The organism is Methylomonas sp. LL1 (assembly GCF_015711015.1).
Lineage (GTDB): Bacteria > Pseudomonadota > Gammaproteobacteria > Methylococcales > Methylomonadaceae > Methylomonas.
Genome location: NZ_CP064653.1, coordinates 3,423,641 through 3,438,108 on the forward strand (window position 1 = coordinate 3,423,641; position 14,468 = coordinate 3,438,108).

13 protein-coding genes are annotated in these 14,468 nt (G+C 53.2%); 7 read left to right on the forward strand and 6 right to left on the reverse strand.

The window, feature by feature from the left end:
• Nucleotides 1-161 precede the first annotated feature (161 nt).
• Genes IVG45_RS15980 through mnmG form a run of 4 tightly spaced genes read right to left on the reverse strand, consistent with a single transcriptional unit; the run spans nt 162 to nt 4,273 of the window.
• Nucleotides 162-1,013, reverse strand: a complete 852-nt coding sequence (locus IVG45_RS15980) for a ParB/RepB/Spo0J family partition protein (protein ID WP_196434792.1) — start codon at nt 1,011-1,013, stop codon at nt 162-164.
• Nucleotides 1,010-1,786: a ParA family protein gene (locus tag IVG45_RS15985; protein ID WP_196434793.1), complete on the reverse strand. Its 777-nt coding sequence runs from the start codon at nt 1,784-1,786 to the stop codon at nt 1,010-1,012. Before IVG45_RS15985 ends, IVG45_RS15980 begins: the two co-directional genes overlap by 4 nt.
• Nucleotides 1,779-2,405, reverse strand: a complete 627-nt coding sequence (gene rsmG, locus IVG45_RS15990; protein ID WP_196434794.1) for a 16S rRNA (guanine(527)-N(7))-methyltransferase RsmG — start codon at nt 2,403-2,405, stop codon at nt 1,779-1,781. Before rsmG ends, IVG45_RS15985 begins: the two co-directional genes overlap by 8 nt.
• On the reverse strand, nt 2,405-4,273 hold the full coding sequence (mnmG, locus tag IVG45_RS15995) for a tRNA uridine-5-carboxymethylaminomethyl(34) synthesis enzyme MnmG (protein WP_196434795.1): 1,869 nt from the start codon (nt 4,271-4,273) through the stop codon (nt 2,405-2,407). Before mnmG ends, rsmG begins: the two co-directional genes overlap by 1 nt.
• 68 nt (nt 4,274-4,341) lie before the next feature.
• On the opposite strand from mnmG, the gene IVG45_RS16000 reads away from it, so the two are divergent.
• The 3 genes from IVG45_RS16000 to IVG45_RS16010 are packed head-to-tail and all read left to right on the forward strand — an operon-like array spanning nt 4,342 to nt 7,581.
• Nucleotides 4,342-4,557: a DUF7230 family protein gene (locus tag IVG45_RS16000; RefSeq protein ID WP_196434796.1), complete on the forward strand. Its 216-nt coding sequence runs from the start codon at nt 4,342-4,344 to the stop codon at nt 4,555-4,557.
• A 14-nt stretch (nt 4,558-4,571) separates the two neighbouring features.
• Entirely contained in the window at nt 4,572-5,180 is a 609-nt protein-coding gene (gene ribA, locus IVG45_RS16005) for a GTP cyclohydrolase II (protein WP_196434797.1), read from the forward strand.
• A gap of 7 nt (nt 5,181-5,187) precedes the next feature.
• Nucleotides 5,188-7,581, forward strand: coding sequence for a Lon protease family protein (locus IVG45_RS16010; RefSeq protein ID WP_196434798.1), 2,394 nt, complete (start codon nt 5,188-5,190; stop codon nt 7,579-7,581).
• Nucleotides 7,582-7,585: 4 nt separating this feature from the next.
• Here IVG45_RS16010 and IVG45_RS16015 read toward each other — a convergent pair whose 3' ends face one another.
• Nucleotides 7,586-8,062, reverse strand: coding sequence for an MEKHLA domain-containing protein (locus IVG45_RS16015; protein ID WP_196434799.1), 477 nt, complete (start codon nt 8,060-8,062; stop codon nt 7,586-7,588).
• A 194-nt stretch (nt 8,063-8,256) separates the two neighbouring features.
• Here IVG45_RS16015 and IVG45_RS16020 point away from each other — a divergent pair, with 194 nt between their 5' ends.
• The 3 genes from IVG45_RS16020 to IVG45_RS16030 all read left to right on the forward strand — a co-directional run bounded on the left by IVG45_RS16020 (nt 8,257) and on the right by IVG45_RS16030 (nt 10,598).
• Nucleotides 8,257-8,523, forward strand: coding sequence for a hypothetical protein (locus tag IVG45_RS16020; RefSeq protein WP_196434800.1), 267 nt, complete (start codon nt 8,257-8,259; stop codon nt 8,521-8,523).
• Between the two features lie 205 nt (nt 8,524-8,728).
• Nucleotides 8,729-9,154, forward strand: coding sequence for a hypothetical protein (locus IVG45_RS16025; protein ID WP_196434801.1), 426 nt, complete (start codon nt 8,729-8,731; stop codon nt 9,152-9,154).
• A 406-nt stretch (nt 9,155-9,560) separates the two neighbouring features.
• Nucleotides 9,561-10,598, forward strand: a complete 1,038-nt coding sequence (locus IVG45_RS16030; protein ID WP_196434802.1) for an IS110 family transposase — start codon at nt 9,561-9,563, stop codon at nt 10,596-10,598.
• Nucleotides 10,599-10,671: 73 nt separating this feature from the next.
• On the opposite strand, the gene IVG45_RS16035 is transcribed toward IVG45_RS16030, so the two are convergent.
• A complete protein-coding gene (locus tag IVG45_RS16035; RefSeq protein ID WP_196434803.1) occupies nt 10,672-12,192 on the reverse strand; it encodes a fumarate hydratase in 1,521 nt (506 codons plus the stop codon).
• A 350-nt stretch (nt 12,193-12,542) separates the two neighbouring features.
• Between IVG45_RS16035 and IVG45_RS16040 the strand changes: the two genes are divergently transcribed.
• Nucleotides 12,543-14,450, forward strand: a complete 1,908-nt coding sequence (locus IVG45_RS16040) for a sensor domain-containing diguanylate cyclase (RefSeq protein ID WP_196434804.1) — start codon at nt 12,543-12,545, stop codon at nt 14,448-14,450.
• Nucleotides 14,451-14,468 lie beyond the last annotated feature (18 nt).

Here is a 14,468-nt window from a genome sequence, read left to right on the forward strand (position 1 = left end):
CTTCAGTGCCCCAATATACAGACAATTTACATGCCAACCCATAAAGCATTGATTTTATTTCATTTGTATTTATAAGGTTTTGTAGCACATCCAACAAAATTAGCCAGCCCAACTACAACCTTGCTAATTTTGTTGTTTTTGCGCCATGACCAAGGCTTGCCTCAATTGATCTTGTTAATGATGCCTTCCAGTTCTTCCAGACTGGTATAACTGAAAATCAATTTACCCTTGCCGCCACTTTGGTGATTGATCTCGACTTTGGCCCCGGTCCGCTCGCTCAACTCTCGTTGCAATCGCAAGGTATCGGGGTCAAGCTTTTTCGCCGCGACCGGCTTTTCTTCGTGCTGCTCGCGCACCAATTTTTCTACGGCACGCACCGTCAAACCCTGCTTGACCGCCTTGTTGGCGATTTCGATCTGCTTGTCCTCGTCCAAACCCAACAGCGCCCTCGCATGCCCCATTTCCAGCAAACCTTTGCCGAGCATGGTTTTGACCTCGGGCGCCAGTTCCAACAACCTTAATAGATTGGTCACGGTAGTACGGGATTTGCCGACGGCTTGGGCAATTTGTTGATGAGTCAATTCGAACTCATCCTGCAAACGGTGCAGGGCTTCGGCTTCTTCCAACGCATTCAAGTCTTCGCGCTGAATGTTTTCGATCAAGGCAATCGCCATCACCGACCTGTCGTCTATGTCCTTGATCAGGACCGGCACTTCCTGTAGTTCGGCCAGTTGCGCGGCGCGCCAGCGACGTTCGCCGGCAATGATTTCGTATTTGTCGGCGGCGACTTTACGTACGATGATAGGCTGAATAATGCCCTGCGCGGAAATCGAATCCGATAATTCCTTCAGCTTTTCCGGATCCATATCTCGGCGCGGCTGATATTTACCGCGCTGCATGAACTCGATTGGCAGGGTTTGTACATCCCTAGGCTTTTCCTGGGCCGGAGCGGCGGCTACATCGCCCAGCAACTCACTCAACCCCCGCCCTAAACCGCGCTTCTTATGCATCATTTTTTCGCTGCTTTTTCTTTTCTGATCATTTCGCCGGCCAATGCTATATAGGCCACCGCGCCACGGGAAGCCTTGTCGTAAGCCATCACCGGCACACCGTGGCTGGGCGCCTCGGCCAACCGGATATTTCTGGGGATCGTGGTCCTGAACACCTTATCGCCGAAATATTCGATCAGCTGATCCGACACATCCTTGCCTAGGCGGCTACGGTTATCGACCATGGTCCGCAAAATACCTTCCAACACCAAGCCCGGATTGACGGTGTCGCGAATATTGCGCAAAGTCGACATCAACGACGACAGCCCTTCCAGAGAATAATATTCACACTGCATCGGGATCAACACGCTATTGGCCGCCACCATGGCGTTCAGGGTCAGCATATTCAGCGACGGTGGGCAATCTATCAGGATGTAATCGTAATTTTCCTTGATGGGTAATAAGGCATCGGCCAAGCGCCGTTCGCGGTGTTGAGCCGTCATCAACTGAACTTCGGCGGCGGTCAGATCGGCGTTGCCGGGAATCAGATCAAAACCCAATGATTTATTTTTGATAATGATTTCCGAGACCGGCACCTCTTCCAGCAATAATTCACAACTGGAATATTCGATTTCATCCTTATTGACGCCGCAGCCCATCGCCGCATTGCCTTGCGGGTCCAAATCCACCAACAACACTTTGCGCTTGGTCGCGGCAAAGGCCGCCGCCAGATTAACGCTGGTGGTGGTTTTACCCACACCACCCTTTTGATTGGTTATCGCGATAATCTTAGCCATGCTTGCCTTTCTCCATACATATCAGACAGCGCTCGGCGGCGATGCCGGGCACTTCAAGTGGGATTACGCTGTAATCCGAGCCTAATTCCGCCAATTCCTGCTCGGGAATTTGACCTTTCATGGCCAGTAACAAACCATCCTCGGCCAATAAATGTCCGGTCAGCTTGACTATGTCGCTCATGCCGGCAAAAGCGCGGCAAATTACGGTAGAAAACAATTGTTGCGGCTTGATTAATTCCACTCGACTATGCACCACATCCACATTTTTCAACCGCAACTCCAACACCGCCTGTTGCACGAAACGAGTTTTCTTGGAGTTGGAATCGACCAAGGTGAAATGGCAATCCGGCTGGCAAATTGCCAACGGAATACCCGGCAAACCGGCACCGGTACCTATATCCGCGACATTTGGCGCCTTGACGTGCGGCAAAATGGCCAGACTATCCAGCAAATGCAGGCTAACCATTTCCAACGGATCGCGCACGGCGGTCAGATTATAGGCCTTGTTCCATTTTGCGATCAGTTTGATGAAATTCAGCAAAGTTTCGATTTGCGGCTCAGTTACCGGCAAAGCCAGTGTGGAAAGACCGTGATGCAGTTTATCCCGACAATTATCCATCAAGCGCTTTTCTTTTTCAGATGCACCAACAACAACGAAATCGCCGCCGGTGTGATGCCAGGTATCCGAGAGGCTTGACCGAGGGTTTCCGGACGTTGCTTTTTCAATTTTTCGCTGACTTCGTTCGACAAGCCGGACACCAAACTGTAATCAACATTATCCGGCAGTTTCAAATGCTCGTAACGCAACGAACGGTTGATTTCGGTTTGCTGGCGGTCGATGTAACCGGCATATTTGGCCTGAATCGCCACCTGCTCGGCGACTTGTTCGTCCACTTCGCTTTCGTCGCTAAATTGCAGCAGATTGTCGACATCCACTTCCGGACGCCTGAGCATTTCCATCAGACTGGCTTCCTTCAGCAGCTTCTTGCCCCATAACTGCTCGGCCAACGCGGCTTCGTCGCTTTCCGCCCTGATCCATTTCTTGGCCAGTTTGCCTTGTAGATTGGCAATCGCTTCGCGTTTTTCCTCGAAGCGCCGCCAGCGTTCGTCGCCGACCAAACCCAACTCCCGGCCTTTTTCAGTCAGTCGTAGGTCGGCGTTATCCTCGCGCAACTGCAAGCGGTATTCGGCGCGGCTGGTGAACATCCGGTACGGCTCTGAGGTGCCACGCGTGATCAGATCGTCGATCATCACGCCAATATAAGCTTCCTCGCGGCCGGGACACCAACTTTCCAGCCCTTGCGTCAGCCTGGCGGCATTCAAGCCCGCGATCAAACCTTGCGCGGCGGCTTCTTCGTAGCCGGTAGTGCCGTTGATCTGGCCGGCGAAGAACAAGCCGTTCATGTGTTTGGTTTCCAGCGAGGTTTTCAGGTCGCGCGGATCGAAGAAATCATATTCGATCGCGTAACCGGGCCGAATGATTTCGGCGTTTTCGAAACCCAGCATGGTGCGGATGAAGCGATATTGAATATCAAACGGCAGACTGGTCGAAATACCATTCGGATACACTTCGTTGGTATTCAGGCCTTCCGGTTCGACGAAAATCTGATGCGAATCCCTATCGGCGAAACGCACCACCTTGTCCTCGATCGACGGGCAATAGCGCGGGCCAACGCCTTCGATGATGCCGGAATACATCGGCGACCGGTCCAGCCCCGAGCGGATGATGTCGTGGGTTTCGCTGTTGGTGCGGGTGATATGGCAGCAGATTTGACGGGGGTGCTGGTCGCGGCAGCCCATGAACGAAAACACCGGCAGCGGCGTGTCGCCGTGCTGCTCTTGCAATTTGCCGTAGTCTATGGTTCTGCCGTCGATGCGCGCCGGCGTGCCGGTTTTCAAGCGGCCGACGCGGAACGGCAACTCGCGCAAGCGTTCAGCCAGCGCAATCGACGCCGCATCGCCGGCGCGGCCGCCGCTGTAATTTTCCAGGCCGATATGTATGCGTCCGGCCAAAAAGGTACCGGCGGTCAATACCACCGCTCTGGCATTAAACTCCAGGCCCATCTGGGTTTTAACACCCACCACCCGCTCGCCCTCGACCAGCAAATCGGACACGGTTTGCTGAAACAGCGCCAGATTAGGCTGGTTTTCCAACGCCGTGCGCACGGCCTGTTTGTAAAGCATGCGGTCGGCCTGCGCTCGCGTCGCCCGCACCGCCGGGCCTTTGCTGGCATTCAAAATCCGGAACTGAATCCCGCCTTTATCGATGGCCCGCGCCATGATGCCGCCCAATGCATCAACTTCCTTGACCAGATGCCCCTTGCCGATACCGCCGATGGCCGGATTGCAGCTCATTTGACCTAATGTTTCGATGTTTTGGGTCAACAACAAGGTCCGAACCCCGGCGCGCGCGGCAGCCAAGGCCGCCTCGGTTCCGGCGTGACCACCGCCCACCACGATCACATCAAAGTCTTTCTGGAATTTCACAGGCAATCTATGTTCAAATAAACGGTTAAAATTAAATTGCTATTTTAATAGCTTATGGAGAAAAAAGCATGAGAAAACAAAACAAAGCCAAGGGCTTGGATGACTTAGCCCTTAAAAACCCGGTGGCAAAATTTGCCCATCGCTTCAACAAAGCCCAGGTTTTTGCCGACAAACGCAAATATCAACGCAAAGCCAAACACTCGGGCCTGGGGCCTTTCTCAATCGTTTCGGGCGAAATGATCGAGAAAGGCTCTAGCGCTTTAGCGCTTAATGCCGCCGATTGAGGATTTCAAATTCAGTGAAAGCAACGATAGAAGACAAAGTTCAAACCCGGATTCCCACCAAACACGGCGAATTTATCCTGCACTATTACAGCAACAGCCTCGACAACAAAGAACACGTGGCTTTCGTCAAGGGCGATGTAGCCGGCAAGGATAACGTCCCGGTGCGCATCCATTCCGAATGCTTCACCGGCGACGTACTGGGTTCGCGCCGCTGCGATTGCGGCGCGCAACTGGATATGGCGCTGGACATCATCAACCAGACTGGCCACGGCGTGTTGATTTATTTGCGCCAGGAAGGCCGAGGCATCGGCTTACTGAAAAAATTACAGGCTTACAACCTGCAGGATCAAGGACTCGATACCGTCGATGCCAATATCAAATTGGGACACTTGGCCGACGAACGCGAATACGACATCGCCGCGCTGATTCTAAATAGCCTGCGGCTGCATTCGATTGCACTGATTACCAACAACCCGCAAAAAATCGACGAACTGACCAAACTGGGCATCCAGGTCAACGACCGCATTCCCATCGAAACCCACATCCACCACGACAACCTCGGCTACCTGAAAACCAAAGTAGAACGCATGCGGCATCTACTTAAAATGCCGGACAAAAAATAAGCCTCACATGCTGGAACATTTAAAACTAGCGCCATCGGCGCTGAAACTGGCTATCGATTTGCCGGCATTGGCACCGTCCAACAGCTCGCGCCGGCAAACCAGCATCGTTGGCCAATCCAGGGCACAATCGGCGCTAACCTTCGGCGTAGCGATGAAAGCGCCAGGCTACAATATTTTCGTGATGGGCGAACCCGGCACCGGCCGTTTATCGATGGTCAGCCATTACTTGGCTACCTATGCCGAACAGCAAGAATCACCGCTGTCCTATGCCTATGTCGACAACTTCGAAAATCCGCGCGAGCCGGTGGCTATCGAATTACCTTCCGGCGAGGGCCACGCCTTCAGCAAGGACATCGAAAAACTGATCGATAACATTTTGGCCACTTTTCCGGCCGCGTTCGAAAGCCCCAGCTACCAACAAAAAAAAACCGCGATCGAACGCCGCTTCAATCAGCGCTACAACGCCGCTATCGATCTAGTCGATTGCAAGGCCCGCGCCATGAGCGTGGCGCTTTACCGCGACAGCGAAACCATAACCTTTCTGCCGATTCGCAACGACAAGGCGCTGGATGAAGAACAATTTACCTTGCTGCCGCAAGCCGACCGCGACGCGTTTCACCAACATACCGAGGAACTGGAAGAATATTTGGGCGATGTGCTGTTGGAATTGCCGCAATGGCGTCGCACCCTGGTCGAGGAATTGCGCCTGTTGGACAATGAAACCATCAAACAGGCCTTGGAACCTTTGTTCACCGAGCTGAACGATAAGTACCAAAACGTCGATGATGTAATCACCTATTTGGCGGAAGTCGAGAAAAACCTAAGCAACACCATCAGCGATTTTCTGATGCCCAGCCGCAACCAGGAAAGCCGGGAAAGCATCGCCAAGCGCTTGATGCTGACCGAACAATACCTGCCCAACATCCTAGTGGATTGCAAGCATGACGGCAGCGGTGCGCCGGTGATTTACGAACCGCACCCGATTTATCAAAACCTGTTCGGCCGCATCGAATACGTCAGCGACCAAGGCACGCTAGTCACCAATTACCGCCGTATCTGCCCCGGCTCGCTACACCGGGCCAATGGCGGCTACCTGATCCTGGATGCCGAAAAAATCCTGACCTATCCCTTCGTCTGGGAAGGTCTGAAACGGGCCTTGCAAACCGGCAAAATCGAAATCGAATCGCCCTATTCGGAGCTGGGCATCAACACCATCACCCTGAAGCCCGAGGTGATACCGCTCAACGTCAAGGTGATCCTGGTCGGCTCGCGTGACATTTACTATCTGCTGGAAGAGATGGATAGCGAGTTTAACGAGATGTTTCGGGTGCTGGCCGATTTTGACGATCACATCAGGCGCACGCCCGATAATGTCGCCGAATTTACCCGGCTGATGATCACCCAGGCCAAGGACGCCGGCGCCAAACCGCTGACCGACGCCGCGCTGTTACGCTTGATCGAACACAGCTGCCGGCTGGCGGAACATCAGAACCGTTTATCCGCGCACGTCAATCTGTGCCTGGAAATCATCGCCGAAGCCAATTTGCTGGCCGATCAAACCCACGCCGCCAGCATCGGCAAGAACGAAATCGAACTGGCTCTGTCGGCCCGCGAACAACGCAACGGCCGCATCGCCGAAGCGATTCTGGAAGAAATGCTGGAAGGCACCATCCTGATCGACACCGACGGCGAAGCCATCGGCAAGGTCAACGGCCTGACCGTGATGGACATCGGCGGCAGCAGCTTCGGCGCGCCAGCCCGCATTACCACCACCGTGCACCCGGGTTCGCGCGGCATCGTCGATATTGAGCGCGAAGTGGAACTGGGCCAGCCCATACATTCCAAGGGAGTGATGATCTTGAGCGGTTATCTGGGCCATTGTTACGCCCAGCAATTCCCGTTGGCAATTTCCGCTAGTATCGCGATGGAACAATCCTACGGCCATATCGACGGCGACAGCGCGTCGCTGGCCGAATTATGCTGTTTGATCTCGGCCCTGACCCGGATTCCGATTCAACAGGGCATCGCACTAACCGGCTCGATCAACCAATACGGCGAAGTCCAAGCCATCGGCGGCGTCAACGAAAAAATCGAAGGCTTTTTCAGTTTATGCGCGGCTCGCGGCCTAACCGGCCGGCAAGCCGTTATCATCCCGGCATCGAACAAACCCAATCTGATGCTGAAACAGGACGTGATAGCCGCGGTCGAACAGGGTTTGTTCGCGATTTATACCGTCTCGAATGTCGACGAAACCCTGAGCCTGCTGATGGGCCAGGAAGCCGGCGGCATGAATGCCGAGGGCCAATATCCGGAAAACAGCATCAACTTCAAAGCCGTGGCGCGTTTGAAGGAAATTTCCGATATGTCTTCCGACGACGACAAGGAAACCGAAACGGGTTGAGCCTTTAGCTCAACCACTCCCAGTTTTTGAACCAAGCGGCCTGGCCGTGATAGACGCCTTGTTGATCATGGACATTCCAGATCACCGCGTCCTGTATCCGAAAACGCTTGCCGGTCTTTGATATGCGAACGCCTGAGTAATCATCGACAAAGCCGTTAGCCGAGACTGTCGCCATGATGCGTTCGCGTGCTTGCTGATTGACCGGCTCGACTGACAAACGTGACGGCATACCGAAAAACTCTTCCCAGCTCAATTCAAACAAATCCAGCGCCGTCTGATTGGCGTAATTAAATAAAGGATCCGGATCGGTATTATGTGACAACAACGCAAAATTCGCGCTAAACACCTGCCGTTCCAAATCATGGCTGTCAACGCTGTCCAGCAGCTGCCGGTTTAATAAGCGCCGATAGCTGTCCAGCAACAAAGCCACATGATCCCGATAAAAATGGTTAGCCTCGCAAGGAGGCAGTTGCCTATTCATTTTGATGATAGTAAAAGTTTCAGTGTTTTAAATTATTGCCACTACCGATAATCAAGTAGCGTTTTTTCTAGCGGCAGCCAAGAAAATAGGTTCCGCCGATTAAAACTACCCCTTACCGGATAAAGGACTAAACTTAATCGGCGGGCAATAGTCTATTGTCGTCATCGGCTCTCAATCAACCCAAGAGGTGGAACATGTCATTACAAACCGATTTTGAAAACTTACTCAGCAAACTGAATACCGAACGCGAAGAACTGCGGTTAAAACTGCATCTCGCCGGCATGGACGCCAAGGAGGAATTCGAAGAAGCCGAAAAACAATGGCAACAAATCAAAACCAAAGCCTCCGAAATCGCCGACGATTCGATCGAAACATCGGAGGAATATATCGCCAAAGCTAAAATCATCGGCGAAGAACTAAAAGAGTCTTATCACCGTATCGCGAAACGTTTGTCTGAATGAACCCCATCAGCCGGTTTCGGCGGGACGGATCAGTTTTATCATTCGTCCTGCATCCGGCCGATCGCTATACTCCAACGCGCTTACAACTGAGTTTTAGTGTTATTTTTCAGTTGCATTCATCCCGAAATTTTAGCTAAGCTAGCCATTGGTTATATCGGATTCAACAAACTCTCAACCCAGAAAGGTAAACAAGATGATCCTAATTTTGAAGAGAATTAGCCCTTCTACCCTGGTTCCCGACATTGAGTGTTTCATTACCCCGGCCTTGAAAGGCGGCTTATTTGCAAAATCAGGCAAATTGGAAAATATCACTGTTCAGATAGTGAAGGAAACCGAAACCCATAAATCCGAGTGCAACGCGCTGGTTAGTATTGAGCCGGCCATTGCCGGCAAGCGCGTGATTAAGCTGCTGAACCGAAAAGCCCTCAACGGTAAGCCCATCAATATTTCCGAGTACCACTTCAGGCATCGGGATAACGACCGCCGAACCGGCCGTTATCAACTAGCAAATGACAGGCGCCGACAAGACCGCAGACGCATGGGTTTGACGATTTCCGATATCACCGCGCAAAGAAAATCAGCCTCGCTCAATCAATCCGTTTCCGGCTGGAACACCGACATTACGCTTTGATACAGGCCCAACATAAGCGTTTGATCACCTCTTTTACTTGCCCCCTACGCTGAACCCGGCAACGCCTACTCGGGATTCCTTCAAAAATTAAATTCCCAATAATCGAATGTCCTGTTGGGGCGAATTCATTCGCCATGGGCGATTAAAATCGCCCCTTGTATGATGAATTTTAACAACCGATAGCCTAGAAGAACCGATTAAGCTGTCATCGTTCATTGGGAGGCCGTTCGCCCCTGAGGACTGGTAAATACCAGAGCCTGTGCTGTAGATTGGCCCCCGCCCTATTCACCCATACCGTGGAGTATCCGAGGCTTAGAGCCTGCATACACAAGGAAGGTAGGTGCATGCGCAGGGTCGGGAACCGGTGAATAGTGTACTTAACCTTTAACTGAATTAAAAAACGATTATGACGAACCTCCCAATCAATGCCATCGCTGAATCTATCCACCGCCTGTTTGCCGGCGTGGATGTCGGAGCCGATGAATTGGTGCTGGTGATCCGCAAGAACGGCAAGTCGTTCGATCCACAAAAATATGCCAATACCCGCTCTGACCGTGCCCGCTTGGTCAACAAGCTGATCAAGCTGCCGGGCATCAAAGTCTGCCTGGAAGCCACCGGCATTTACCATTTCGACCTGGCAATTGCGTTGCATGACGCCGGTATTCCCGTGATGGTCGTCAATCCCAAGGCCTCGCATAACTTCGCCAAGGTGTTGATGAGAAACAGCAAAACCGATGCCGTTGATGCCAATACCCTGGCCGAATACGTCGAGCGCATGGACTTTGTCGCCTGGACCCGGCCATCGAATCAGACCCTGGCTTTGCGCGGGTTTGCCCGCCGCATTGATGCGCTGACCGGTCAGAAAGCTGCCGCGAAAAACCATCTGCATGCACTGAGTGCGACTCAGGAAACTCCAAAGGCGTTGCTGCGCGATGCCAAGCTGGCGATCAGTCAATTGGAAAAACGCATCGATACCTTGGCCGCCGAAGCGATGACCTTGATCAACCAGCACCCGGAACTCAAGCGTGTTTTTGAGTTGCTGACCGGCATCAAAGGCATTGCCCAAACCAGCGCCATTGCTTTGATGGGCGAACTGCTGTTATTGCCACCCAACCTGTCGCATCGCGAATGGGTCAAGTTTGCCGGGCTCGATCCCAAAGCCTTTGAATCCGGCAAAAGCGTACATAAGAAAATGCGGCTGTCCAAGGCGGGTAACCGGCATATTCGCTCGGCATTGTATATGCCGGCCTTGAGCGCCAAACAGCATGATCCCCATGTCAGCGCTTATTTCCAGCACTTGGTCGACAACGGCAAGAAACCTTTACAGGCCGTCTGCGCAGTGATGCGTAAATTACTGCATGCGATCCATGGCATGCTAAAGCACGACCAGCCGTTCGATAACACACGGTTTTATGTCATTCCGACACCCATCATCGCTGAGTGAAAAAGTGATGGAATTTTGTTGACTTGGAACAGAGTATCTACAATCAATTTAGAGAAATTATTTCAAACCAAATTTATTCCACCCGCACCGGAATTTTACCGATCCTGGCCTGCCAGTGCTTGGGGGCGGTGTTGTGTATCGATTCGCCCCGGCTATCCACCGCCACGGTAACCGGCATGTCCTCGACGACGAATTCGTGAATCGCCTCCATGCCCAGTTCAGGGAAGGCAACGACGCGGGCGCGGCGGATGGCTTTGGACACCAGATAAGCCGCGCCGCCAATCGCGATTAAATAAACCGCCCGATGTTTCTGGATCGCGGCGACCGCCACCGGGCCGCGTTCTGCCTTGCCTATCATGCCCAGCAGGCCGGTCTTTTCCAATACGGTATCGGTAAAACCATCCATACGGGTCGCGGTGGTGGGGCCGGCCGGGCCAACCACTTCATCGCGCACCGGATCGACCGGGCCGACATAGTAGATAAATTTGTCTGTAAAATCGACACCGTCCGGCAAGGGCTCGCCTTTTGCTAACAAATCGACGATGCGCTTATGGGCAGCGTCGCGCCCGGTCAGCAAGCTGCCGCTGAGCAACAGGGTTTCGCCAGGTTTCCAGTCGGCGACGTCCTGCTTGGTGAGAGTGTCTATATTGACCCGGCGGGCGTTGCCGGCCGCTTGGGTGATGAGCGGCCAATCCTCCAGTTTCGGCGGCGTCAACAGCGCCGGGCCGGAGCCGTCCAGCACGAAATGCGCATGGCGGGTAGCGGCGCAGTTGGGGATAATCGCTACCGGCTTGTTGGCGGCATGGGTCGGGTAATCCAGGATTTTCACGTCCAGCACCGTCGTCAATCCACCCAGACCTTGCGCGCCTATGCCCAGCGCGTTGACCTTGTCGTACAATTCCAAGCGCAATTCTTCCAACGCATTGCCCGGCCCACGGGCGATCAAATCTTGAATGTCTATGGAACCCATGCAGGCCTGCTTAGCCAATATCATGGCTTTCTCAGCGGTACCGCCGATGCCGATGCCGAGGATGCCGGGCGGACACCAGCCTGCTCCCATGGTTGGCACCGTTTTCATCACCCAGTCGACGATGCTGTCGGAAGGATTCAACATCACAAACTTGGCTTTGGCTTCCGAGCCGCCGCCCTTGGCGGCCAGTTCCACTTCCACCTTGTCGCCCGCCACCACTTCCATATGGATTACCGCCGGGGTGTTGTCCTTGGTATTGATACGCTTGCCGGCCGGATCGGAGAGGATGGAGGCGCGCAGTACATTGTCGGGATTGAGATAAGCCCGGCGCACGCCTTCATTGACCATGTCGCCGACGCCCAACTTCGCATCCCAGCGCACGTCCATGCCGATCTTCAAGAACACCGTGACGATACCGGTATCCTGACAAATCGGCCGCCGGCCTTCAGCGCACATGCGTGAGTTGATCAGAATTTGCGCCATCGCATCCATGGCTGCCGGGCTTTGTTCCTTTTGATAGGCTGCATACAAGGCCTCGATGAAATCCTTGGGATGGTAATAGGAAATGTATTGCAAGGCATCGGCGATGCTTTGGATGAAATCGTCTTGGCGGATGGTAGTCATAGTAAATTCCAAACGGGGTGATCACTGATTTGGGAAATTTATCACGCTAGCTATCACTAAGACTAATCCCATGCCAATCAGTAGCGTTTTGACTTGTCAAATCTCCGCATATCGAGGACTTATGGCATTCCATGTAAGCGTTTCCTGACTGAATCGAAACCAACCGACGATGAGCGATTTACCCGGCATTCAAGACAGCCCCTAGCATCAAAACAGAATTACTCCCGTCCGAATCCCGCATGGTTATCGTCTAAAATTCCTTTTTGTCGGCAACAGCGTACAATTAGCTTCGGACTTGATATTGCTTCCGTCCCAGCATGTTTGGCTGTTAAAGGATTATTTTTAACTCTATGCCCTCGCTTCCCCTAATCCGGAACATTTCCAACGCCTTGCTCGCTTACCCGACGGCGCATGCGGTCTACCTTGCGCCCATCCTGGCCGGCATCGGCTATTATCTTGGCGCGGTACTCGGCGTTAAGGCTTCGATTATGTCGGAAGGTATCGCCATTTTGTGGCCGCCGAATGCCATTTTGCTGGCGGCATTATTACTGTCGCCACCACGGCACTGGCCCGCCTTTGCATGCGCCATTATTCCCGCTGAAATTTTGGCCGACTGGCCAACCTTCAGCATCAAACAGGCATTAATGTTTGCATCAGTCAATATTCTGGAAGCCGTTCTGACCGCTGTTTTGCTGAAACAAACCATCGGCCTGCCGGTCAAACTGGATCGTCTGCGGCACGTCGCTTTATTCGGTTTTTTTGCCCTAGTCTTGGCCAGCGGCTCGGCGGCACTACTGGGCGCCGGCGTTTATACCACAACGGCCGGCGGCGAAGTGTCCTATTGGGCTAACTGGCGCATCTGGTGGTTTGGCGACGGATTGGGGCTGCTGATTATTACGCCGGTATTGCTGAGCTGGTTGCAGTCTCAAAGCGATGATAAACCCGTACCTACGGCCCAGCGCCTGCCCGAAGCCGCGCTGTTGGTAATTACGACTATTGCGGTGGGCTTATGGATATTTTCTCAATCCGAGTATTTGACCAACCAGTTTCCGGTCAGCCCCATGCTATTGCTGCCAATGACGATTTGGGCCGCCGGGCGTTTCGGCATGCGCGGGGCGGCTTCGATCAATCTGCTGATTGCCGCCATCAGCATTTATTGCACCATCAAGCACCTTGGTCCATTCGTTTCGATGCAAGAGGCCGACAATGTACTCAGGCTGCAGGAATACATTGCCGCCTTGGCTTTGTCATCTCTGGCATTGGCCGCGCTACTACAGGAACTGCAATTACAAAATCAGCAGCTCAGAATTCTTGGACGCGCGATAGAAGCCGTCAATGAAGGCATTTTGATCGCCGACGCCAGAACAAAGGATAACCCGATTATTTATGTCAACAGCGGTTTCGAAGCTATCACCGGTTATCAAGGTGACGAAGTCAAGGGCAGGAATCCGCGTTTTTTGCAGGCCGGATTCGAACCGGCCGTGCTCGACAAAGTCAGGCAAGCTATTGCCGATCGGCGGCAGGTGCGCGCCTTATTGAGAAACCGCCGAAAAGACGGCTCGATTTTCTGGAACAATATCATCATCGATCCGGTGTGCGACGAAAGCGGCCAGGTCAGCCACTTCATCGGCATTCAGCATGATATTACCGACATCATGGAAACCGAAACCGCCTTGCGTAGCGCCAGGGATGAACTTGCGGCGATTAATCGCGATCTGGAACAGCGCATCGAACAACGCACCTGGGAGCTTAAGCAGGCCAATCAGAAGCTTGAAGGCTTGGCCGCAACCGATCCGTTGACCGGGGCTTATAACCGCCGCTATTTCCTGACCCATGCCGGCGAGGAACTCGAACGCGCCATTCGGCATCAGCGACCGCTGTCGGTTATTGCCATCGATATCGATCATTTCAAATCGATAAACGATCAATATGGACATGTTACCGGCGATAAAATATTGGTCGCGCTGACCGAGACCGCTAAAAAAGCGCTGCGTCCCGCCGATATTTTCGCCCGCTTTGGCGGCGAGGAATTTTTTATTTTGTTGCCGGAAACCTTACTGGACGAAGCCATCAACGTTGCCGAACGCCTGAAAGCCAGGATATTGGAGATCCGGGTTGCGGATGTAGGCTTTACCGTCAGTATCGGCATCGCCCTGCGGGCGGACGACACCGACATTCAGCCGTTGCTGGAGCGCGCCGATCAAGCCTTGTATGTCGCCAAAAACCAGGGCCGCAACTGCATTCGTACCGCGGCCTAACGATCCTGAAGCCTGTCG